General features: G+C 35.6%; 21 protein-coding genes. 7 read left to right on the plus strand and 14 right to left on the minus strand.

Annotated features, from left to right (window positions below):
* The first annotated feature begins 17 nt into the window (after window positions 1-17).
* Window positions 18-821 (plus strand): hypothetical protein, encoded by an 804-nt coding sequence (locus AC0INN_RS08950; protein ID WP_172279016.1) that lies wholly within the window; start codon window positions 18-20, stop codon window positions 819-821.
* A 193-nt stretch (window positions 822-1,014) separates the two neighbouring features.
* Window positions 1,015-1,284: a heme oxygenase gene (locus AC0INN_RS08955; RefSeq protein ID WP_306612782.1), complete on the plus strand. Its 270-nt coding sequence runs from the start codon at window positions 1,015-1,017 to the stop codon at window positions 1,282-1,284.
* Window positions 1,285-1,644: 360 nt separating this feature from the next.
* On the opposite strand, the gene AC0INN_RS08960 is transcribed toward AC0INN_RS08955, so the two are convergent.
* The 12 genes from AC0INN_RS08960 to AC0INN_RS09015 form a co-directional block, all read right to left on the minus strand.
* Window positions 1,645-2,373, minus strand: a complete 729-nt coding sequence (locus AC0INN_RS08960; protein ID WP_273648384.1) for a fatty acid desaturase — start codon at window positions 2,371-2,373, stop codon at window positions 1,645-1,647.
* A 676-nt stretch (window positions 2,374-3,049) separates the two neighbouring features.
* Complete coding sequence (locus tag AC0INN_RS08965; RefSeq protein WP_306612785.1) at window positions 3,050-6,013, minus strand: response regulator; 2,964 nt, start codon at window positions 6,011-6,013, stop codon at window positions 3,050-3,052.
* A gap of 291 nt (window positions 6,014-6,304) precedes the next feature.
* Window positions 6,305-6,949, minus strand: a complete 645-nt coding sequence (locus AC0INN_RS08970) for a response regulator (RefSeq protein WP_306612787.1) — start codon at window positions 6,947-6,949, stop codon at window positions 6,305-6,307.
* The gene (locus AC0INN_RS08975) at window positions 6,949-7,683 is read right to left on the minus strand and encodes a sensor histidine kinase (RefSeq protein WP_306612789.1); all 735 of its coding nucleotides are present in this window, start codon (window positions 7,681-7,683) and stop codon (window positions 6,949-6,951) included. The genes AC0INN_RS08970 and AC0INN_RS08975 overlap by 1 nt, the downstream gene beginning before the upstream one ends.
* 604 nt (window positions 7,684-8,287) lie before the next feature.
* Window positions 8,288-9,721, minus strand: coding sequence for a hypothetical protein (locus tag AC0INN_RS08980; RefSeq protein ID WP_306612791.1), 1,434 nt, complete (start codon window positions 9,719-9,721; stop codon window positions 8,288-8,290).
* A gap of 10 nt (window positions 9,722-9,731) precedes the next feature.
* Window positions 9,732-12,536: a hypothetical protein gene (locus AC0INN_RS08985; protein WP_306612793.1), complete on the minus strand. Its 2,805-nt coding sequence runs from the start codon at window positions 12,534-12,536 to the stop codon at window positions 9,732-9,734.
* A 9-nt stretch (window positions 12,537-12,545) separates the two neighbouring features.
* Complete coding sequence (locus AC0INN_RS08990; RefSeq protein WP_228456961.1) at window positions 12,546-13,346, minus strand: fimbrial biogenesis chaperone; 801 nt, start codon at window positions 13,344-13,346, stop codon at window positions 12,546-12,548.
* A gap of 80 nt (window positions 13,347-13,426) precedes the next feature.
* Entirely contained in the window at window positions 13,427-13,972 is a 546-nt protein-coding gene (locus tag AC0INN_RS08995) for a peptidoglycan-binding protein LysM (RefSeq protein WP_306612795.1), read from the minus strand.
* Between the two features lie 200 nt (window positions 13,973-14,172).
* Window positions 14,173-14,718, minus strand: a complete 546-nt coding sequence (locus tag AC0INN_RS09000; protein ID WP_306612797.1) for a peptidoglycan-binding protein LysM — start codon at window positions 14,716-14,718, stop codon at window positions 14,173-14,175.
* Window positions 14,719-15,171: 453 nt separating this feature from the next.
* Window positions 15,172-15,717, minus strand: coding sequence for a peptidoglycan-binding protein LysM (locus AC0INN_RS09005; protein WP_172279031.1), 546 nt, complete (start codon window positions 15,715-15,717; stop codon window positions 15,172-15,174).
* Window positions 15,718-15,919: 202 nt separating this feature from the next.
* Entirely contained in the window at window positions 15,920-16,462 is a 543-nt protein-coding gene (locus AC0INN_RS09010) for a peptidoglycan-binding protein LysM (protein ID WP_306612799.1), read from the minus strand.
* Window positions 16,463-16,732: 270 nt separating this feature from the next.
* Complete coding sequence (locus tag AC0INN_RS09015) at window positions 16,733-17,701, minus strand: GlxA family transcriptional regulator (protein WP_306612801.1); 969 nt, start codon at window positions 17,699-17,701, stop codon at window positions 16,733-16,735.
* Window positions 17,702-17,834: 133 nt separating this feature from the next.
* Between AC0INN_RS09015 and AC0INN_RS09020 the strand changes: the two genes are divergently transcribed.
* The 5 genes from AC0INN_RS09020 (at window position 17,835) to AC0INN_RS09040 (ending at window position 20,482) form a co-directional block, all read left to right on the plus strand.
* Complete coding sequence (locus tag AC0INN_RS09020; RefSeq protein ID WP_306612803.1) at window positions 17,835-18,260, plus strand: SRPBCC family protein; 426 nt, start codon at window positions 17,835-17,837, stop codon at window positions 18,258-18,260.
* Between the two features lie 20 nt (window positions 18,261-18,280).
* Window positions 18,281-18,694 carry a DoxX family protein gene (locus tag AC0INN_RS09025; RefSeq protein WP_306612805.1) on the plus strand — a complete coding sequence of 138 codons (414 nt, stop codon included), beginning with the start codon at window positions 18,281-18,283 and terminating at the stop codon, window positions 18,692-18,694.
* 57 nt (window positions 18,695-18,751) lie between these two features.
* Window positions 18,752-19,201: an SRPBCC family protein gene (locus AC0INN_RS09030; protein WP_273648396.1), complete on the plus strand. Its 450-nt coding sequence runs from the start codon at window positions 18,752-18,754 to the stop codon at window positions 19,199-19,201.
* 9 nt (window positions 19,202-19,210) lie between these two features.
* Entirely contained in the window at window positions 19,211-19,615 is a 405-nt protein-coding gene (locus AC0INN_RS09035) for a VOC family protein (RefSeq protein WP_306612808.1), read from the plus strand.
* Window positions 19,616-19,882: 267 nt separating this feature from the next.
* Window positions 19,883-20,482 (plus strand): hypothetical protein, encoded by a 600-nt coding sequence (locus AC0INN_RS09040; protein ID WP_306612809.1) that lies wholly within the window; start codon window positions 19,883-19,885, stop codon window positions 20,480-20,482.
* 141 nt (window positions 20,483-20,623) lie between these two features.
* On the opposite strand, the gene AC0INN_RS09045 is transcribed toward AC0INN_RS09040, so the two are convergent.
* Together AC0INN_RS09045 and AC0INN_RS09050 are read right to left on the minus strand one after the other, a co-directional pair.
* Window positions 20,624-21,142, minus strand: a complete 519-nt coding sequence (locus AC0INN_RS09045) for a DUF2911 domain-containing protein (protein WP_172279045.1) — start codon at window positions 21,140-21,142, stop codon at window positions 20,624-20,626.
* Window positions 21,143-21,167: 25 nt separating this feature from the next.
* Window positions 21,168-22,859, minus strand: coding sequence for a sodium:solute symporter family protein (locus AC0INN_RS09050; protein WP_306612811.1), 1,692 nt, complete (start codon window positions 22,857-22,859; stop codon window positions 21,168-21,170).
* Window positions 22,860-22,948: the final 89 nt, after the last annotated feature.

The following is a 22,948-nucleotide window of genomic DNA, read 5'->3' on the forward strand; positions in this document are numbered from 1 at the left end:
TTCCTTTAATGATTACAATGAAACATAAACTTAATAAAAGAAAAACTAAATTCCGTCTACTCAATAAAAAAAACAGCTTGAATAAAATCTCTCACGTTGAATTTGCCTCATTGCTTTATATCAGAAATACCAATATCGCCTTAAATAAAGACTTGGAAGAAATTCTTCGTATACTAAAAGAGCTGCAAAAAATAAATAAAAAATCCCGATTGGTTTTTAAGACCAACTGTACATTGACTCAACATATTCTTTGGGAAACTATTATCAATGAGATATATCAAAATCTTATGTATATCAAACTCCAAATTGAATTCATAAAGGAAAATACTGTACAAGCAAACCACTTTAATTTTTCTTTGTTTTGGCAGCAGAATAAAATTTTCGTAAAAACCATTGAAGACAATTACGAAAAACTGGAGCTATTAGGACATCAAATTCTCCCCAACGAAGAATTACTATATTGGAGAGCAAACATGTGTAATATGTATGATGAGTTTTTTCATATCATGATTTCACTTTTAAATATTTGCAAAATAGAGCTAAACTTTATCAAAACCCATTCTCCTCATAATCTATCAGAGATCATGCAGAACATTATTATAAATATTCCAAAAATCAAAAATAGTGATAAACTTAAAAGGTATGAACGAATATATATTGAGGCCTTAAAAAACTATAAAGAAGAATTTATTGAAAAGCATAGTTTTTGGAATATCATATTAAAAGCTTTGACCATGAATAAAGATAAATCTCCCTCAGAACATACAATGCTAGGTAGATGGATTGATGGTAAGGATAGAAGAAAGATTAATACCATTTAAAAACAATTTTAACCTCATAAATTAATAGCATGAAACTGTTCACCTAAAATTGCCTTGATAAACAGTCTTTAGGTTATTTCTATACCGTTACTTCTATCCTTCTCAAATTTTCAAATAAGGTGATTAGCCACCGCATTAATGAAAGATTCATCAGAATTATTATTCTTCAAATCCCTAATTATAAAATAAACCTATGAATACTATACGCTTATATAAATTTAAAGATTCAATCACCAGGAAAATACCTTTTTTGAATAAGGAATCTAATTTGGATATTTTAGATGATCCGAGGCAAATTACAATGGTAGAAATTCAAATTGTTACGGAATATGTAATTAATATCTCCAGCGCTTTTATTTATGAAGATCTGTCGTACAAAGAATTGATACACCTATGCAGTTCTGCAAAACAAACTATAGAACATTATTTTATTAAAAACAACAATGACTATGATCTGATATAATATTTCTGAATTACAAAATTCTATCTACAACCTGAAATAAGAAGCTTTTATTATTTCCAATAGTGCATCCGCCAACCTTTTCCACTGAATTTTAGAAATTTCAATCATTCCTCCGAAACCTGTGAAGAGCTTTCTTATTTTATCAAAAAATCCTGCATATAAATTAGGATACTCGTTCCTTTCATAGATTCCTATCTTTATAAATTTATCACCCCTGTATACCTCTTCCGCAATAGATTTCCCAATAATTAATATTAAAAATCTTTCTTTCAGTATCGTTAAACTTCCTTTTAAATATCCTTTTAAGCAAGAATAGATAGAGAAAAATTTAATCGAATATTATGGTTAAATAAAATCTGTTTATTGATATTTTATTTTGATTATCTTAAGTTTCTGCAAAAAAACCATTGTCTGAAATCCCATGTCCCACTCAAACCACTTAGTTGCATTATTAGGTCTATGCGGATGCTTATGATGATTATTGTGATAGGCTTCGCCCCAGAAAATAAAATCAAATGGCAAAATATTCTTTGAAGTATTTGTTAACTTATAGTTTTCATAACCAAATTTGTGTGCCCACCAATTTACTGCCATTCCCTGTAGAGAACCCATTATTACAGTCACTGGTAAAAAAAGCCATTGCCACCAAGCCGTTGCCAATAAAGCATAAATAATTATATATGCAGCAATCCAACAAAATCTTGTAATATAATTGTGTGCTATTTTATCAAACCTCTCCCATTCCGGAAGATTCTTTTTGTATTTTTCTGCGGCATCTGTTTTTCCTATATAAAGGTTAAAATAGTTATTTCGTGTCGTCCACATCATCACAAAAGGATTAGGATCGTTGTGAGGTGAATGTGGATCTTCGGTTTTATCTGTATGTGCATGATGCAAACGGTGCATTAGACCATACGTGTAAGCGCTGATGTAAGAGGAACCCTGAGTAAAAAAACAGCCCAGGTAAAACATCTTTTCCCAAAATTTTGACATTGTGAAAAGATTGTGTGCAGCATAACGATGGTGAAAAACCGACTGAAAAAAAAGAGATGCATACCAATGAATGAGTATAAAAATGAATATTGCCATAAGTTTTAAATTAAAGTGAATAATTATCGTAGAAGTATTACGGAAGGCAAAGAAAAAATTATGCTTTATTGATTAGCCACTATTCACACGAAAATTAATTTTCATTCTGCAATTTCTTCTATAAGATACGACAATTTTGTGAATTTGGTTTGATTTTCTTTCAAAGATTTATAAAAAATAAAATATGATGTATTTCTTTACTCATCTATAAATTTACATTCTATCACTTTCAAACTTTCTTTATTTTGCAAATAGAATGGTTTATGTAATGTTTCATGAGACAGATAACCTATTTCAATTATAGAAATTCATTATAAATATTTATCATATTTTTTAAAATCTCAGTCAAAATGTGAAAGACAATCGAAGTAAAACCAAGTCAAATTATATCAACTTCGATTTTTTTATATGCTTAAGATTATATTATAAAAACTCTATAACTATAAGAAATCAAATGCTAATTCGCAATAGCCAATTCTTGTTTAATTTGGCTCAAACGAACTAAATCATCGATAAAAGTGTTTGAAGATTTGCTCGTCAAGGTCACAAGACCGACATTTGAAGATTTCACTCTTGGATGTCGGTTTTTTTTATATCCTAATCCGTTATACATTTCGTATATTAAATATATTGTCCCCTAATATTAACAAAAAATTGATTCCTTTTTTCATAGATTCTAAACACTAATATACTTTTTGAGTACTTCAAGAAGATCTGCCTGCTTTACAGGTTTGGGAAGAAAATCATTCATTCCGGCCTCAAGGCACTTTTCTTTTTCACCCAACACATTTCCTGCCGTAATGCCTATGATAGGTATATGTTCATATCCCGGCAGCATTCTGATATTGCGTGTTGCCTCTATACCGTCCATTATTGGCATCTGTACATCCATCATGATAATGGAAAAGTGTTTTTTCCTGCATTCTTCCAAAGCCTGCAGTCCATTGACTGCTTCCGTCAGATGTATATTGGGAGCAAAAGATTTCATTATCCTATTATTCAGGACCATATTTACTACGTTATCATCAACCAAAAGCACTTCTAATTCCGAGGTAAATACATGCGTAACTTTCTCAGAATAATCCTTAGTAATTTCTACTGAATAACTTTGGTCTACTTTTTTTAAAGTTTTGTATAAATCATGTGATTTGATGGGTTTCAAAAGTAAATGTGCATTATCAATTTTTCTAACTGAATTAAGTATGCTCAGTTCTTCAGAAGAAGAAGAAAGTACTATAAATGGTGAAGTCTCTTTTCGCTGATTGAACAGCTCTGTTATTTTATTTATTGTTTCCAATCCGGACATAATAGGCATATGATAATCCATCAGGATAACATCAAATCTCTCACCTTTCAACAAGATCTCTAAGGCTTTCATCCCATTAGAAGCCAAGGTAGACTTGATATTTTTATAGGTAAGCATGTGCTCAAGAATAATCCTGTTGGTTTCATTATCATCAACCACTAAGGCCGTTTTAATAGTTATTTCCTCCTCCTCTCTCACTTGAGGAATCTCGTAAGGAATCTCAATGTCAAAGAAAAATACAGACCCTTTTTCCCTTACGCTGTTCAGCGACAAATGACTTCCCATATATCCCAGGATAGTGTTAGAAATCGTAAGCCCCAGACCCGTGCCACCATATCGTTTACTGATGGAACTGTTTTCCTGAGTAAAGGCATTAAAAATATATTTCTGTTTCTCAACAGGGATGCCAATTCCTGTATCTCGTACCGAGAAGCGCAAGGCGATTGTACGATCATTCATGTGCAACTTCTCTACTTTTAGCTCAATCTCTCCCTTTTCTGTAAACTTCACAGCATTCCCCAGAAGATTGATCAAGATCTGTTTTAACCTTGCTTCATCCATAAAAAGTATTTTTGGAAGGCCCGGCTCAATATTGAGAAGTAGTTCGATATCTTTTTTCTGGGATTGATAAATGATCACATTTATTACCTGGCTTAACATATCATAAACATCACATTTTTCAATCAAAAGCTCCATTTTTCCGGATTCTATCTTAGAAAAATCCAATATATCATTGATGATGCTAAGCAGGTTTTCTCCTGACTCATTGATGTAATTCAGATATTGCATCTGTGTTTCATTCAGCGGTGTCGTAAGGAGAAGGTCTGAAAAACCAATAACTCCGTTTAAAGGAGTCCTAATCTCATGACTCATATTGGCCAGAAATTCGGATTTTGCTTTGCTGGCTATATCTGCTGTTTCTTTGGCATTTTTCAATTCTTCATTTATCTTTACAGCATTTGTAATATTCTGTATGGAAATAATTACACCACCTATTTCATCTTTTGTAAGATACCAGGGTCCAACTTTAAGGTCGTAATGCTGGATTTCTTCTTTTCCTTCTACTTTTAGCGTAAAATCACCGTTAATATACGTTTTCCCCAATAGTGCATTTTCATAGATCTCTTTTCCTTTTTCGGTAATATTAGGTGATATCGTGAATAGATTATTGCCGATAAGATCTACATTATTCATACGGAATTCCTCTCTCCATCTGCTGCTTACAGCAATATAGTTAAGGTCTTTATCAAACATGGCCAAAGGAACAGGAACATCAGTGGCAAAAGATTGCATTATTGCCTCTTTCCGGGAAACCTCGAGAAACATTTTTTTGAATGCATCAATGTCCTGAATGATTCCGAAAACCCTTTTACAAATATCATCTTCAAATTCAGGAATACCTTTTACTCTTACCCAAGTCGTAACTCCATCATTACGTAAAAGCTGAAGCTCTTCATCAAAAGGAATTCCTTGTTGTATTGCCCTGTTAAACAAATATTTTATTCTTTCTCCACTTTCTCCTTTATAAAATCCTAAGGCATTTTCAAAAGTAGGCTGGAGATCATCTTTCAGTTTGTGAATTTCTCTTGTACTTTGAGACCAAAAGATCTTTCCGGTCTTCATATTGACCTCCCAACCTCCAACCTGGGCTACTGAACTTGTTTCCTCAAGCATTTCCTTAGTATCAAACAGATCTTTTTCTAACTTACCACGACGAATAAGGTCAGATTTTAGTTGTATATAAACAAAAACGGTTACACCAATGGCTGCAATAGCTGAAAAAATGATGAACAAAACCGTCCACTGGGAAGATTTTTTCAGATCTTCATTTTTTATAGCAAGTTGAACCTCCTCGTGTTTTACAAATTTCTGAACGAGTCTGCGACATCTGTCCATAGCCTCCTTGTTTTGTACAAGTTCTTCCGGACTCATTAATATTCCTTGTTGACGATTATTAATAAGTAAGGCATATTCCTTCATCATCATTTGTGAAGCGTCTAGCAGTTCATTTAAGACCTTAATCTGATCTTTATTTTTAAGATTAAGCCTATCTTTATTCGAAACGAGCAACGGATATTCATCTTTGCTTTTATTGAAAGGTTCAAGAAAATTTTCCCGGCCGGTAAGCTGATATCCTCTATTTCCCGTTTCAGCATTTAAAAGAGTATTTAATATATCTTTTGCTAAGCTTATAGATTCTTTACTTTTTATGAGGTTTTCCCTATTCTCCATCTGCTTATGTATGCTGATATAAGATGCTATAGAACTAGCAATCAGAAGTACCAAAGAAATCACTACACCAATTTTAAGATTTCTTATAATTTTTTTCGGCATGGAATAGTATTTTGTAATAAAAATAGGTCATTTTATATTAGTAGCAAATTAATTTAGAAATTTGTCGGAAAATATTGGAAATGAGTACAGATCATAATGAGTCTATATTCCGGAGAGAAACTCTATATTAAAATGCTTATTATCAATTCCGAAAAATTTCAGTTCTGTATGAGAATTGATGCGTCATTCTCCCGATCTGACTGCTGCTTTGCACGAAGAAGCAGATAAGGAGAAAGAAAAGCAGCATATTGCATCATTTCATTGAATCAAAATCAATTTATGATAGAATATTTACTGATTATATAGCCTGAGAATTTCCACCAATTCAGGTATGGATCGTATCTTCAGCTTCTCAAACAACCTGTTTTTATAAGTACTGATCGTTGATGAATGGAGATTCAACTGATTAGAAATTTCTTTAAGGGGAAGGCCTTCTGCAAGTTTATTGGCAATTTGCAATTCCCGGTCTGATAGTGCTTCAAGGGGAGAATTTTTTCCTGAACCGGTTAATGATTCAAAAAAAATCGCTTCTTTTATATTATCACTGATATATCGGCCCTTACTGATCATCGCCGTTAAAGCAGTCTCAATTACTTCAGCGGAGCTCAGCTTGCTTAGATAGCCTCCTGCCCCCATTTTTAGATAGCGCATCCCATACAGCTCTTCATCCTGTGAAGAAAATATCAGAGTTTTTAATTCAGGCTGGTGAATCTTTATGTAATCTATTGCTTCCTGAACAGTACCATTAGGCATATTAACATCCATAATGGCCAGATCCAGCTTTTCATTCAGAATTAATTTGTACAGCGATTTATAATCCTCTACTTCTGAAATGATGGCATCGGGTATCAATCGTTTGATCGTTTGTATCAAGCCCATCCGAACGATACCATGATCATCTGCTACTACAATACGAATGTTTACTTTTAAACCCATTATTCTATAAATTTATGTAAAAAAAGGGAAACCGTAGTGCCATTATCTTCAGTGGAAATGATTTGGATGTTTCCATGCAGCAAGGATATAAAATTTTTTACAATTTTCAAACCTAACCCAGCTCCTTTCTCGCCAGCAGTCCCCAGGAATATAGGATTACCATACGTATAGATCGCAGGTAAATACTTTTCATTGATTCCCATTCCGGAATCAATTACAGAAAGCACAACCTGATCACTCTCTGTAATTACCTGTAAATAAACATCCTGTCCCGGAAAGGAATATTTTACCGCATTGTTAAAAATTTTATCTAAAACGTATTCGATCAACAGGCGGTCGCTTGTAAGAAACTCGTTATGATCTCCCTTAAAATAAAATTGAATATTTTTTTCTTTTAATTTAGCAGCATATTTTTCTTTTAAATAGTGAAAAAGATCTATCACCATAATTTTAATGGGTCTAATCTTAAACTCCCCGTATTGTGTTTTTAGCCAGGCAACGCTGTCCTGGATAGTTTGCAGATTCTTCTGGGCATCTTTTTTTACCTGCGGCAACAACTTAAAAAAATCTTCCTCACTTATGGTCTTCTGCTCTAGCTCCTCTATCAGCCACAGAAAGGTTCCAAACAGTTCTTTTGAGTCATGAGACAATATCGAGATCAGTCCGTTCTTAAAATTGATTTCGTTTTCGAGTCTTTCAATTTTCAATTGTAGTTCGTTGATAAAATCATTCATAAATTAAGTATCACAGTTTTAGAAGCTTTTGAATTATTTTTTTGAAGAAGGCAGAAAGGTAAATTGTTTCAATATGATTAAAAAATACAGTTCAGCCCTTTCTTCCAGGAGTTAGCAAGTTATAAAAAATATCATATTAGTAAAAAGAAAAATGAAATGGTATCTATTTGGAAACAATAAATGCATTATTTTATTAACTAAAACTTACTTTGCATGACGTGAAATTTCGGCAGAGTTTCTATTCTGTAAAACCGTTTACCGGCACTACCGGAAAAGGTAAAAGATGGAGCATGCGACAATATCATCAGATTACTGATCGAATCTGGCTCAATGATGCAAATTAAAAATAGGTGCCTGAAGCGGTAATAATTGATAGCCAGACACCAAAATATATTAGGAATCCTGGACAGTTTTGTGTTTGGACCAACCGCTATAATTGACCCTCAGCCATGAAATATTGGAATGAAATACTTACAAAAAGAATTATTTGAAGGTATAAAGCTTATTTGTGCCTATGGAGCTTTTTAAGGAATTCCGCCGGCATTGAAAACAAGAGATGAAATTGAAGTTGAAATTCTAAAATATTGACTACTCTAAAGTATTGTTAAATTGCCGTAAAGCTATAATAAACATTAATAGAGTAAGTGGTATTTTCCTTTCCTACCAAACTTTGAGCACCTGCAGGTGGTATGGTGTATCTTATGTTCAGTCCCCGGTCCAAAACCGGTGCTCCGTTAAAAAGTATTTTTTGAGGAGTTTTGGATAAGGGAACATTTACAGAACTTCCATCTATGCCTATTTGTAATATGTTGGAATTGATATCGGTCTGGAGGCCACCTTTCTTGAAATAATTTTCGTCCGATTTAACATAGAGCTCGAAATTTTCATTGTTGGAAAGCATAATTTGGTTTGGAACCATTTGTGACTGACCATTGGTGTAATGGGCAGCGGTATTAAAATTGAAATTTACATTTCGGCCGGAACTGGGAATGGTAATCTCCGACAGAGGGAGCACCTTTATCTGAACAGCCGTATTTTGTAAACTATTGATTGAGCTATCTGTGCTTCTGGCATTGAAATTCAATTCAAACGTATAAGTTCCAGCTTCAAAAAAATAGTTCTTAAAATCTTCCGCAGACACATGAAGCTCTGGAATGAAGCTATTTCTGTTTCCCGCTACAACACTGAAATTAGCCGTGGAAAAATTCTGAAAATCGGCAGATAAGGCTTTGGTCGTGAGAGCTGAGCCATTGCTACCCAATTTAATGCTTGCTATATTTCTGGTTCCTGAAACACCTTTAGAGGAAGTGAACTGAACGTTAGTGGAAGCAGCTTTTGCCCAAAAATTAAAATCGACCGTATGCGCGATTTCCGTATTCCCCAAATCCCATACCCGCGTGCCCGTATTGCGATAGTCATTCAAAGAAGATATTTCTATGTATTTTGTTAAAGCGTTTGTAATCCATCGTATAGATGAAGGAATCACTAAAATAGTTTTAAAATTACGTGGTGTAAAGTCATTATAATTTTGAGTAATTTCCATGGAGTAATTCCCAGCCCGAAAGGTATTGGCAGTAAATTGTGAAGCAGGAATTTTAAATGTAAAATTGATATTTCCCCGATTGAACCCTCCCCCAAGACTGGTCGATGGTGGTTCAAACCATTTTATGGCGCTTGTACTGAACGACTGAAAACCTGGTAAATAACCTGTTAATCCGGTATATGGCAGCTGCCCACCCATACTTTCCAACTGCCACAGAAGAATGGAAGCGGGTAAAGTAAGCGAGGAAGAAGAGTGGGTAAAAGTTGGTCCCGAAACAGAGGTAAATGTAGGAGCTGTCGGGAGTATCCCTAAAAAGGCATAATCCCAGTTTGTTCTGTTGGCGTTCGTCATTACTCTTGTAGGTACTGAGGTAAATTCGCTCCTGTTAAAAATATTATTTTCAGGAACCGAAAGGTACACATCCTGAGCTTTCGTAGCTGTAGATCCGCAAAGTACAGTAAAAATTCCTATTAAAAAAGCCCTCTTCTTTTTCATACTTTTAAATTTAAAACTTTTTCACCTTAATGATGGTGTCTTTCTTCTTGTATTCAAAAACCACGGTTTTTGAGTAACCTTCTTTTGTCACCAAAATGGTTTGGGTGGGTTGTGTATAGCTGTATTTGTCATTTTCAATATAGAGATCATACTTGCCGTCTTTGAGGAAAAACTCAAACTCATTCTTTGGATTAACCACTGCGGTATAAATTTTACCATCTTCCCCTTTTGCATATACTACAATCCCTGTTACATCTGTTTCTACAGTATCGTAAGCTTGTTTAATCTCCGTTAATTTCCCAGTTACTCTGATGTTTTTTACCAAGCCCATTTTGCGGTTGATATTATTGTGCACCATAATGACAGGATCCGTCATCAACCGGGAGCCCGCACTTTCGTTCACCTTCAGTGTATAAGTACCTTCAGGAACATTCTGAAAAACAACTTTTCCATTCTTATCCGTCATCGCTACATAATTATCCAGTTTTACAATTTCATTAGCAAGTACCGATTCACCGGATTCCAGAAGTCCATTATAGTTTTTATCTTCAAAGAATTGGAATGCCACTTTATGATTTCCTAGAGCCGTAGCGGTGGTAAAATATTTTTTAATTCCCACCCTGAACTGGTAATAACTGCCGCTGCTTGCATATTCAGCCGTAGATTTATAGCCGGAAAGATTAAAATAACCTGTGGTGGACCAGGAAGGCGAAATCTTATATTCCAGATTACCGGTAATATTGCTGTTTAAATTTTTATAAAGTTCCGAATAGAATGCTCCGGCAGAAAAAGATCCGGTCAGATTATGATTGAGCATCTGGAAATTATACGAGGCGTATACATTGTAGTTGGCAAAATTATGGTCTGCATTGTAATAAGAAGTTAAATCAAAGACACTGGTAGCATTCCATTGGGCTGTTCCGTTAAGGGAAAATGATTTATATCTGTAAGATAAAGTTGTTTTCAGACTATTGAACCAGTCCTGTTTATTGTTCTCTTTTGAATAAGAATATTCCGCCGTTAGGTTGAATCCATGAGCACCTAATGTCGTGCTTATATTGGCTTCCAACTTGTATGAAAAAAGCTCCTGTGATGTATAAAAATTAGCTGTTTTCTGGTTTTCAACCTTTGGAAAAAGTAGAAAATTCCACTTCTTTAAAGAAAACTGATAGCCTAGCCCCAAAGCTTCTGTACTGTTGAAATAATAGCGCAAATTAGCGGTATTCCCCGGTTGGATTGGCTCACTTTGGAAACTTAGGAACTCAGGTTCTACCTGCGAATTCTGATATTGTACAAAAGCGCGTTGAGAGGCGGAAAATTGGTGACCGATTCGCTGATTTGAGAAAAAAGATCCCCGCTTGATCCCTGCATAGCTTTTAGTGGCAAAGGAATTGAAAGATTGTATATCCCATCTCCCTATTTTCCCCTCATAATTGGCTCCCATTAAAGCTCCAGCATTTTCATCTTTATTCGAAAGACCTTCTTCGTGGCTCAGGCCCATCTCCATGCGGATGGTGTGTTTGTCATTAATTAGCAATGAAGTTACTGCATTCGCTACCTGTGTATCTATGTTAAAACGCGGATCATGGTCGAAAATATAGGATACTTTCCCGTTGAAAGATTTAGCATTCCCAAAACCATATTTTGCACCCACCATGGTAGATCCTTTTGTTTGTTGGAAATAAGTACCATACAAATTATAATTATTTTCAAGCGCAAGAATTTCAATCTGATTGTTTTTACCAAATTTCGTAGAAACTTTCCCTCCTCTACCGAAAATCGGGTAATCGTAATCATTGCTATTAACATTTCCCACCCGTAATACCGTATTTTTTCTCTCCAATTCCAGCCAGGTATCATAGAAGTTATAACGGCCATCTTCATGATAGTAATCTGCACTAATATTGAAACGCGATCTCAAATTATCTGTCACCCGAAACGCTGTATTCCCTCTCAATTGAAAATAATTGAAACCTGAACTGTTTTCATTATAACTAATTTCCGCAAAATTACTTCCGCCCATCGCTTCGTTTCCCCGGGCAATTTGTCTGTTGTGCGATAAAACGACCAGATAGAGCGTGTTGCTTCCTACTATTTTATTATCAAGCAGATCTGTGACTATTGCATTAATATTAAATTCGGGATAAATTGTATTCTGTTTTCTGACCGCAATTTTGATCTCAATCGTTTGTTTTTCTAAGCCCTCCAGAGATACGGTTTGTTGTTTTGGCATCATTTCCAAACCATCGGGAATGGATTGCAAATCAATCTTAACGGTTCGTTTACTGTACCCTTGGTTTTCTACAGTCAGCAGGATTGAGGATTCGGGCACAGCAGGGTTAATGAAATTTTCATATGTAGCTGTATAAATTGCAATATTTTTGTTCTCGCCTTTGGTAACGAAGAAAGAGGCATTTTCAGTTCTGGTGATCGTCGGGGTAACGTACGAAATCTGGAATTGGATCTCATCGGACCGAAGTTTCATAAAATCCACGTTGGCGATCAGTTTCACAGGAAGATTTTTAGACTGGCCCGCACCTAAGATAAAATCATTTTTAGGATAGAAAAGCAATCCCGGATATTTTTCCTTGGGTATAATATTCTGAATGGTAATCTCTTCAGAACTTTTATTCTCAATAACCAGGAAATTGCTAAAAGTAGAACCTTTCTCAACAGCTACGCTGTCATTTTCAAAATGGATTTGAATATCCTTTTTTTCCTGCGCAAAGGCCAACGAAAAGTGCAGAAAAACAATTACAAAAAATAAGATTGTTCTTCTTAGCAATGATATCGGTATTCCATTCTGTGGTTTCAAGACTTAATTTTAAAATTTAAAGTTTTTTTCTCCTACGCGTAAATCATTTGATTCTGCCATTTTGATAATAACCACGCCAAGGAAGTTCCCTGAAATGTTCTCTGGCAAGGAAAATTGAACGACCTGATTGGTATCGGGAAGCATAGAGATGGAAATTGCGGGTAATTTTATTTCCTTACCACTGTCTGTATTGGTGAGTTCAAACTCAACGGTGGCATCATTGATGGTGTTTCCATCATTATGGATACTTACTGCGACTTTTCTGTTCGCTGCATTCTCATTACTAGCTTCTGAAATATTGGTAATATCCAAACTTTTTACGTGGTTACCCGGTGGAGTATAAAAGATGTGGAGTCCCACCTCAAATAAGGTGATAATACCAATACCATTCTGAATACGTGCCTTATCAGCCTGCTGAGGAAGTTGGGTGAAAAACAACATACTGTTTGTGACGGCAGACTTTGATGCATTTGCAGGAATCTGCATGGTTACTACAATTTCCTTTGTACTTTTTGCAGGAACTGTTACAGTATTTTCTAAGGTAGATATCCAGGACGCATTGGAAGTTTTTGAACTGCCTGCTTCAAGATAAACCTTATTTCCGTCTTCTTCTCGAACCCAATCTTTATAGTTGAGATTAAAAACATAATCCTTATCGGAGCTGTTTTGAAGCGTGACTGTCTTTGTTACTTTTTCACCTGGATTACCTGTAAAAAACAACCGTGTAGGCGACATAGAAATACTTTGTGCCAGAAGTGAGGAATATCCCGCGAGGATAAAGAAAATGAAAAGATAAATGAACTTGTGCATGGTGTAAATAGTTTAATAATAAAGATTCCCAAAACTACTGAAAACGCATCAAAATGGACCTTTACAAACTAAAAATTTTATTATAAAGCAGTCGCTGTATAAGTTACTGTTTGCGTATAAGTTCCGGCCGGTTTACCTAAAATATCAGAAGATGATGATTTTGCAGCTGGAATGGTATAGTCCAGATTCAGTGTTAATGCGCTTCCGAGAGGAGCGTTTGCTACTAAAGTTTTTTCTCCTGCTGATAAAATCACATCAGTTTTTGTTCCGCCCATATTTCCAGGAGCTGCTGCGGCTTTAATTGTCAAAACATCTACAGGGATGGAGTTTGAACCATTGACGAAAGTCGGGCCACCTGCTTTTACCTTTACATTAAAGTTCTTCGTTGAGGTGATTTTCAAAGCCGAGGCCTGAGCCACTGTTTTTTCCGAATTATAGTCCATTGCAGTAACATAGTTAAAGGCAACTGTCCCTCCTATTGCAGTACTTCCTGCATCAATAGAGATTACATCGTTCAGGGTAATGTTTACGGTTGTGGTTGCGGTTGTATTTTGAGCTTGAACATTGTTAGATCCTAACATGATTGCTCCAATAGTTAAGGCTGCGATTGCGATTTGTTTTGTCATGGTAGTATTATTAATTTTTATTCTTGTTTATTTGCTCTCTTTGAACACTACAAATCTACAGTGGCGATAAAAGTTTCTTTGTAGTGGAAAGAGGAAGTTGATGTAGTAAAATAACTACAGTATTATTCATCTGGTTTAAATAGAAAACCCTCAACACTTTACCGGTATTGAGGGCATATTTATATATAAATGTGTTTTTATTATAAAGCAGTCGCAGTATAAGTTACTGTTTGAGTATAAGTTCCGGCCGGTTTACCTAAAATATCAGAAGATGATGATTTTGCAGCTGGAATAGTGTAATCCAAATTCAGTGTTAATGCGCTTCCTAGTGGGGCATTTGTAACTAAATTCTGATCAGTTGCAGATAAAACTACAGCATTTTTTGTTCCCCCCATGGTTCCGGCAGCTGTAGCTGCTTTGATGGTCAAAACATTGACAGGGATTAAGTTCGTTCCATTCATGAAATTAGCACCTCCTGCTTTTACTTTAACATTAAAGTTCTTCGTTGAAGTTACTTTTAAAGAGTTAGCCTTAGTAATCGTCTGATCAGAATTATAGTCTGCTGCAGTAACATAGTTAAAATCAACCGTGTTACCAATGGCTGTACTTCCTGCGTCGATAGATATTACGTCGTTCAGGGTAATGTTTACGGTTGTAGTTGCAGTTGTATTTTGAGCTTGAACATTGTTAGTTCCAAATATGATTGCTCCAAAAGTTAAGGCTGTGATTACGATTTGTTTTGTCATGATAGTAATATTTTATTGTTATTTTTTACTTAATTGTTATCTTTTGTATACTGCAAATTTATAGTGGTGCTAAAAGTTTCCTTGTAGTGGAAAACGGAAGTTCATGTAGTAAAATAACTACAAGGTTTATTCATTTAACTTAAATAGTAAAGCCCTCAACACTTTCTAATTGTTGAGGGAGTATATAAATTCCTGTAATTTCTATTATAAGGCTGTCGCAATATAAACTACCGTTTGCGTATAATTTTTATTTAGGTTTTCACAAAAAATATTTATAGGTTGGTAAATGTGTTATCATTGTTATTTAAAACAAAGATTCTACCTTACATCTGACAGATACTTATTCCCGGATTTTGAATTGTATTTATACCGGTACAATATATATAAAATCAAAGGCCTCCTGAGGAAGCCTTCGAAACACCAAATCACAAAATATTAATATGAAAAATTAATTTATAAAGCTGTTGCAGTATAAGTTACTGTTTGAGTATAAGTTCCGGCCGGTTTACCTAAAATATCAGATGATGATGATTTTGCAGCTGGAATAGTGTAATCCAAATTCAGTGTTAATGCGCTTCCCAGTGGGGCATTTGTAACTAAATTCTGATCAGTTGCAGATAAAACTACAGCATTTTTTGTTCCCCCCATGGTTCCGGCAGCTGTAGCTGCTTTGATGGTCAAAACATTGACAGGGATTAAGTTCGTTCCATTCATGAAATTAGCACCCCCTGCTTTTACTTTAACATTAAAGTTCTTCGTTGAAGTTACTTTTAAAGAGTTGGCTTTAGTAATCGTCTGATCAGAATTATAGTCTGCTGCAGTAACATAGTTAAAATCAACCGTATTACCAATGGCTGTACTTCCCGCGTCAATAGATATTACGTCGTTCAGGGTAATGTTTACGGTTGTAGTTGCAGTTGTATTTTGAGCTTGAACATTGTTAGTTCCAAATATGATTGCTCCAAAAGTTAAGGCTGTGATTACGATTTGTTTTTTCATGGTGGTAATATTTTATTGTTATTTTTTACTTAATTGTTATCTTTTGTATACTGCAAATTTATAGTGGTGCTAAAAGTTTCTTTGTAGTGGAAAACGGAAGTTCATGTAGTAAAATAACTACAAGATTTACTCATATGATAAATGAAAAGCCCTCGATACTTTTGTAGTATCGAGGGCTTTTCTATTTAAAATTGATATTTACTTACAATGCAGTGGCAGTATAAGTTATTTTTTGTGTATAAGTTCCTTGTGGTTTTCCTAAAAGTACCTTGGATGCATTTTCCGCAGAAATAGAGTAAGCAATATTTAAAGACTGTTTGGTACCCAAACTTGCATTACTCACCAATACCTGATCATTTGGAGATAAAGTGACCTCATTCAGAGTTCCCACCAAACTTCCGCCTGGTATCGCTTTTACTTGTAATATATCTACAGGAATAACGTTTGCGCCATTTACAAAGTGTGCCCCTTCAGATTTTACTTTTACATCAAAATTTTTAGAGGAAATAATGACTAAACTATTGGGAACGGTCACATTTTTTGATGAATTATAATCTTTTGTGCTCCAATAATTAAAATCTACGGCACCTTCTGAAGCAGCAGAGCCAATATCCATTGCAATAACGTCTGATAAAATAATATTGACTGATGTACTCACCTGCTCTGAATTTTGTGCCATAACCCGGTGGGTTCCTAAGGCAGTTGCTCCCAGAGACAACGCAACGATAAAGATTTGCTCTTTCATGATTAAATAAATTTAGTGAGGTGTAATAATATTGTCATTCAGAATTCAGAATTCATTATAAAGCTAATAACATTATATGACATTACCAAGACTTTTTCATTATTAAGTGTATTATCATAAAGATATTCAATCTGATAGTGTTATTTCATATTATAATCTTAAACTCCTTACTAGTAACTTTCTCGTTGAGCAAAAATTAATCTCTTTTGAAATTGTATCTATAATCAATACCTTTTGCAGGCTTATTGTAAAAAAACCTGATGCTATGGCCTAATAAACTTTGGCAAACTTATTCCGGTATTCAATGGGGGTAAGTCCGGTGATTTTTCTGAAAATATCACGAAATGCCTTCGTATCCGTATAGCCTACATCGTACATTACTTCCGAAACATTTTTCCGGGATGCTTCAAAAAACTTTTTAGCAGCCTCTATGCGTACCCGCTGTATGTATTCTACAGGAGTATTGTTTGTGGCATCCTTAAACCTTCTTTCAAAGGTACGGCGTCCTATACCGGCATAGGCAGCAAGATCTTCAACCGTCATTTTCTCTTCATAATGATCTTCTATAAAATCCTGGACACTTTTAATCTGTTCATCCGTATGGCTTCTTTGACCACGGAAAATGGCAAATTGCGACTGGTTATCCCTGCTTATGTCCAGGGCAAAATATTTTGAGATCATAATAGCAGTTTCCCTGTCGGAATATTTTTCTACAAGATATAGTATCAGGTTCCATAAGCTGCTCGCTCCACCACTGCTGTAAATATTATCATGTTCTGTTATAATGGCCCCGTCTTCTACTTCTATCTGCGGATACCTATTTTTAAACTCGTTAATATAAGCCCAATGGGTAGAGCATTTACTGCCGTCCAGAAGACCTGTTTCTGCAAGAAGGAAGGCTCCGACACATAAACTGGCAAGGCTTGTTCCTTCGAAATAAAGTTTCCTGAAATAGGGAATTGCATCTGCATTTGCCGCTATGCCTTCCTCCATATCCCCAAAGGTAGGAGGAATGATAAGCAGATCCGTATGGGTAACGTTCTGAAGGAGCCTGTTTGTCTTTATCGTATACTCTCCGCTATTAGCAGGAACATACTCATTTAATCCTACATATTCTACTTTAAAGATTGGCTTTTTCCCAAATACGGAAAGAAACTCATTCGCAGTATGAAAAGTCCTGAATGCCGGGGTTATGGCTTCTATGGTACCATATTGAGGAACAAAAACTGATATCTGCATACCTTTTATTTTGTGATAAAGATACTTATAATTTTTGTCGTAATCCACCCCTTAGGTTGTCGTTTTTACAACACCCGTTTTTTTATTATCTGTTCGATCTTTGTCATAACAATAACAACAAAAAATTAAAACAATGAAAAACGAACAAAAAATTCAGGTACAGGCCGAAGTTAATGCTCCTGTGGAAAAAGTATGGAAAATGTGGAATTCACCGGAAGATATTATGAACTGGAATTCGGCACACCCAAGCTGGCATTGTCCCAGTAGTAATAATGATCTCAGAGTCGGAGGTACATTTACAAACAGAATGGAAGCCAGGGATGGAAGTTTCGGTTTCGATTTCTCCGGTACTTACGATAAGGTTGACCCAAACAGGGAAATAAGTTATACCATGGCTGATGGAAGAACAGCCTCTACCATCTTCGATATACAAAACGAAAAAACATTGATAACAACAAGCTTTGATCCTGAAACCGAGAATGATCCCGAATTTCAGAAACAGGGCTGGCAGGCTATTCTGGACAATTTTGTAAAATATGCAGAATCATCAAATAATTAATAATTACTAAATCCTTAAACATGAAAAAGAATAAAATAATTTTCTGGGCAGCTACCATTGTACTGATCCTTTGGGAAGGCGTTATGCCTGCTGCAACTTTATTGTTTGCACCCGAATATGTAAATGCAGGAACAAAAGCCCTGGGGTATCCGGACTATTTTGCCTACGCATTAATTATCTGTAAGATATTAGGAATTGTGGCCATATCATTTAATAAGGTACCTGATAAAATAAAAGAATGGGCCTATGCCGGTCTGGCTTTTAACCTGATATTTGCTTTTATAAGCCATGCATGTGTTGACGGTAATCCGGGATATATGTTGATGCCACTTGTATTTTTGGTAGTACTGATGGTCTCTTATCGCTTCCGGAAATGGAATGTCCGAAAAGAAGAATTAGCCGCTTCCTATGATAAAATCCCCTCAGTACAATAAATCTTTGGATAATTAAAAAAAAACAAAAATATATTCAAACCTCTAAAATCAGAAAAAATGACAAACAACAGCGTTTCATTACACAGAATAATCCAGGCAGCTCCGGAAAAAGTTTTCCGCGCATTTGCCGATGTAACAGCTTATGCTTCCTGGATTCCACCCTATGGATTTATATGCACTGTTCAGCAGGCAGATTTTAAAGAAGGCGGACAGTTTAAAATGACTTTTATTAATTTCAGCACCGGTAACGGACATTCTTTCGGTGGTACCTATACTGAGATCAGAGAAGGGCAGTTTCTTAAATATATTGAGCATTTTGATAATCCGGCTTTGCAGGGAGAAATGACTACTACAGTCTCATTCGGCAAAGTATCGTGCGGAACAGAAATCAGAATTGAACAAACCGGTATTCCTGAACAAATACCTGCAGAAATGTGCTATCTGGGCTGGCAGGAGTCTCTTGAAAAATTAAAAAGGCTTGTGGAGCCTGAAATTCCGGATGCTTAACGTAACTATATGCTTAACCATCAAAATGAATCTGCAAGATTTGGAGTATTCATAACGTTAACGGGAAACTGTAAAGAAGCATTTACCTTTTATCAATCCTGTTTTGGAGGAGAACTTTTTTTTGAATTACTGGAAATACCTCTGAATCAATATTACAATAAACCGGTGATTAGTGGTTCTCTAATTTCTGAACGCATCGTTCTTCATGGTTCCGATCTTGTTCATGATGAAGGTTACCAAACGGGCAACCAACTTGCAATTTATTTTCCCTGTCAGGATGCATCCGAACGGTCTAGGCTTATAATGCGGCTTGCTAAAGATAAAGAAAGTTCTTCTCCGGAGGTGGAAAAACAACGGTTCATCGAAATAACAGATCTTTTTGGGGTTCGGTGGATATTGGGGATAGCTTATTAAAAGTAAAAAAATTAAGGATAAAATCTATCAAATTAAACTTTGATAGATTTTTTACAAACCCAACCTCAAACTCGCCGATTTCGTATTTCAGTATAACTCAAAAAACAGGCATCAGAAAGCAAAATTATATCATTTGTTTAAATTGTATTTTTGATCATCCCATAAGTAGAAACATAATCAATAATATTTCCGTGAGGTTTAATCATCAACATAAAAATTAATTAAGTATTACACATTCTGTAGTCATAAAAACAATATCTTAGTTGCATGAAATATTTAGAAAAAATTCAGGGATTATTGCCATTGGGATATTTATATCTTATTATTCTTGGACTTTTAAAGGAAAGTATCCTTTTTTATCAATTAGATATTAATATTTTGAAATACTCGTCCATAACAGATATTCTTATAAGTCCGATTGCTGACATGGCCTCCAGTCCGATTTTGATAATCGTTATTTTTTCTGTTGTGCTCATTTTCTTTTTATTGCAGGTAATCCTTGTAAAGAATAGAGAGAAAAGCTGGAGCAAAAAGCTGTTAGGAAATTATAAAATAAACCCTGAAACAGATAAGAAGGAGCTGAAAAAAATCATGATCCCGATTTTTTCAATACTTGTCTCCATTGAACTCCTCGCATTGTTTGTCGGTCTTGGAATAGGCCAGGGTCGTATGATAAAAAAAAGAATTGACACTCAAAACCTGAAATACAATTATACCATCACTTCAGAATCTGAAGGACCAACTGAAATCTATATGATCGATATTAACAGTACCTATTATTTTTATGTGACCAAAGGAGATAAACATATTAAGATTGCCCCTGTTGGAAAAATAAACGGTCTTGAAGTAATCCCAAAAAATAATTAAAGTAATTGATCACATTATAAAGTTATTGCAAAACAAGAAGGACTATATCACTGAAATTTATAATAGTGATGTTTGTTATAAGATCAATTTAAACAAAAAAAATCCCGGATGATCCGGGATTTTTTGTTCTTGTATCTCAATTTATTTGATCTCCACAGGAACTGAGATTTTATCCCAATCCATTGTGAATCCATTACTGTTGATTTTATACACTAAATTTTCCTGTGTTGCCGGTAAAGCTTTTGTTTTTACATCAACACGTAAAGCATCTTTTGCTTGTTCGTATTTGTAAGCACCCCATTGTTTAGGCTCTTTATTGAAAATAGCAGTCCATGTTCCACTTTCTTTAGGAATCAGGAAGAAGCTGTATTTCCCTGCAGGCAGCGGTTTACCCTGAACGGTAATATTTTTATCCGTTTCAAAAGTAGTTGCTTCATTAGCTCCCGCACGCCAAACTTTATCGTAAGCTTCTAAACCACCCCAGATGGTACGCCCTTTAACAGAAGGACTGCTATAGTTTATGGTAATGGTGGCATCTTTAATTTTTCCTGTAGCAGTAGCCGGAGGGCTGGCAGGCTTTTTAGTGTCCTGTGCAAAAGCATTTACTGAAAGCGTCATTGCAGCAAAAACTACAGTAACAGATTTAATCATTGTTTTCATAATAATTTGTTTGTTTATTTGTTGTTTACGAATTTACATCTTTCGGCTTATAAAATACTAAACCAATTGCAGAAAATATAACGACTGCCGCTGCGCCGATTACATTAAGCCAGAGGAAAGAAATGATATCCAACTGGTAAACGGCAATTACTGTAATTTCTGATACAATGGCAGAAATAAATACATTCGCGCCGTTGATTTTCTTATAATAAAATGCAACCAGAAAAATCCCTAAAATCGGGCCGTAGAAAAGTGAACCCAATACATTCACCGCTTCGATAAGCGAACCCATTTGCGTGGCAAACATGGCTACCCCGATGGAGAAAATGCCCCAGGCCAAAGTGTGCAGGCGACTGTATTTCAATTCGGTTTTCTCATCAGGAATATCTTTTCTGAATATCAGATGAACATCTTTTAATGAGCAGGCGGCGAGGGAGTTCAGTGCTGCCGAAATGGAACCCCAGCTTGCCAGAAAAATGACGGCAAACAGTAAACCGATCATTCCTACAGGCAGGTTATTTTTTACGAAATACAGGAAAATGTAATTCGTATCCGTTTTCTCTGCATTATAATTTGATTTATTAATTGCTTCCTCTACCCTTCCGTGCAATGCTTTTACCTCAGTTTGCGTATTTTTAAAATCCTGAATTGTTTTGTTGAGCCGGGGAGAATGAGTTTCTTTTAGCTTTAAAATTTCTTTTGATTCTGCGTTAAATTTTATTTGCAAATCCTGATGTTCTTTTTCAAAAACCGCAGCCTGTTCAGGTTTTGTTTCCTTTAAATACTGATAAGAACGTTCATTAAAATAAATCGGAGCCGGTTTCAGAGAAAAGAACGCGAAAAGCAGGGCACCGATCAGGAGAATGGCAAACTGCATCGGAATTTTAACCAATCCGTTCAACAGCAAACCCATTTTTGCATTGGTATTGTCTTTGGCCGTAATATACCTCCCGACCTGACTCTGGTCCGTCCCGAAGTAAGAAAGAGCCAGGAAAAAACCGCCAATCAATCCACTCCAGATATTGTATTTGTCTTTCCAGTCGAATTCTGTGGTAATGACATTGAGCTTGCCTGATTTCCCCGCCAGATACAACGCATCCTTAAAACCGATTCCGTTCGGCATATTCTCGATAAGCAGATACCCAGCAAAAGCCATTGTTCCCAAAATAATGAGAAACTGCAATTTTTGGGTGTGAGCGATCGCTTTTGCACCGCCAACATAGGTATAAATCAACAGAATGCCGCCCGTTAAAACATTGGTCAAATAAATATTCCAGTTTAAAACGCTTGATAAGATGATACTCGGCGCGTAAATGCTGATTCCTGTTGACAAACCCCTGGAAAAAAGAAAAAGCAATGAAGTGAGTACCCTTGTTTTCTTATCAAAACGGTTTTCTAAATATTCATAGGCCGTATACACATTCAGGCGCTGAAAAATAGGGATGAAGGTAATACAGATAACGATCATCGCCAAAGGCAAACCAAAGTAATACTGAACGAAACGCATACCGTCAGTATAGGCCTGGCCCGGTGCTGAAAGAAATGTAATGGCACTAGCCTGCGTAGCCATAATACCTATCAGCACAATGTACCACGGCATTTTATTATCTGCCTTCAGGTAGGATTCGTTGTTTTTTTGGCCCCGGCCGATGAATACGCCGTAAACCACCACTGCAACCAGTGTAAAAATGAGAACTGTCCAATCTATATTACTCATGCCCAGAATTTAGTAAACCAATAATAAAATGCGATCTGGAATACTAATGCTACTGCTAATAGTATGTACCAGATATTCCAGTTTTTAAG

The organism is Chryseobacterium subflavum (assembly GCF_055762745.1).

Bases quoted from the DNA above. Each gene is read 5' to 3' on its own strand.
- AC0INN_RS08950 (WP_172279016.1), top strand. From the start codon at position 18: ATGAAACATAAACTTAATAAAAGAAAAACTAAATTCCGTCTACTCAAT.
- AC0INN_RS08955 (WP_306612782.1), top strand. From the start codon at position 1,015: ATGAATACTATACGCTTATATAAATTTAAAGATTCAATCACCAGGAAA.
- AC0INN_RS08960 (WP_273648384.1), bottom strand. From the start codon at position 2,373: ATGGCAATATTCATTTTTATACTCATTCATTGGTATGCATCTCTTTTT.
- AC0INN_RS08965 (WP_306612785.1), bottom strand. From the start codon at position 6,013: ATGCCGAAAAAAATTATAAGAAATCTTAAAATTGGTGTAGTGATTTCT.
- AC0INN_RS08970 (WP_306612787.1), bottom strand. From the start codon at position 6,949: ATGGGTTTAAAAGTAAACATTCGTATTGTAGTAGCAGATGATCATGGT.
- AC0INN_RS08975 (WP_306612789.1), bottom strand. From the start codon at position 7,683: ATGAATGATTTTATCAACGAACTACAATTGAAAATTGAAAGACTCGAA.
- AC0INN_RS08980 (WP_306612791.1), bottom strand. From the start codon at position 9,721: ATGAAAAAGAAGAGGGCTTTTTTAATAGGAATTTTTACTGTACTTTGC.
- AC0INN_RS08990 (WP_228456961.1), bottom strand. From the start codon at position 13,346: ATGCACAAGTTCATTTATCTTTTCATTTTCTTTATCCTCGCGGGATAT.
- AC0INN_RS08995 (WP_306612795.1), bottom strand. From the start codon at position 13,972: ATGACAAAACAAATCGCAATCGCAGCCTTAACTATTGGAGCAATCATG.
- AC0INN_RS09000 (WP_306612797.1), bottom strand. From the start codon at position 14,718: ATGACAAAACAAATCGTAATCACAGCCTTAACTTTTGGAGCAATCATA.
- AC0INN_RS09005 (WP_172279031.1), bottom strand. From the start codon at position 15,717: ATGAAAAAACAAATCGTAATCACAGCCTTAACTTTTGGAGCAATCATA.
- AC0INN_RS09010 (WP_306612799.1), bottom strand. From the start codon at position 16,462: ATGAAAGAGCAAATCTTTATCGTTGCGTTGTCTCTGGGAGCAACTGCC.
- AC0INN_RS09015 (WP_306612801.1), bottom strand. From the start codon at position 17,701: ATGCAGATATCAGTTTTTGTTCCTCAATATGGTACCATAGAAGCCATA.
- AC0INN_RS09020 (WP_306612803.1), top strand. From the start codon at position 17,835: ATGAAAAACGAACAAAAAATTCAGGTACAGGCCGAAGTTAATGCTCCT.
- AC0INN_RS09025 (WP_306612805.1), top strand. From the start codon at position 18,281: ATGAAAAAGAATAAAATAATTTTCTGGGCAGCTACCATTGTACTGATC.
- AC0INN_RS09030 (WP_273648396.1), top strand. From the start codon at position 18,752: ATGACAAACAACAGCGTTTCATTACACAGAATAATCCAGGCAGCTCCG.
- AC0INN_RS09035 (WP_306612808.1), top strand. From the start codon at position 19,211: ATGCTTAACCATCAAAATGAATCTGCAAGATTTGGAGTATTCATAACG.
- AC0INN_RS09040 (WP_306612809.1), top strand. From the start codon at position 19,883: ATGAAATATTTAGAAAAAATTCAGGGATTATTGCCATTGGGATATTTA.
- AC0INN_RS09045 (WP_172279045.1), bottom strand. From the start codon at position 21,142: ATGAAAACAATGATTAAATCTGTTACTGTAGTTTTTGCTGCAATGACG.
- AC0INN_RS09050 (WP_306612811.1), bottom strand. From the start codon at position 22,859: ATGAGTAATATAGATTGGACAGTTCTCATTTTTACACTGGTTGCAGTG.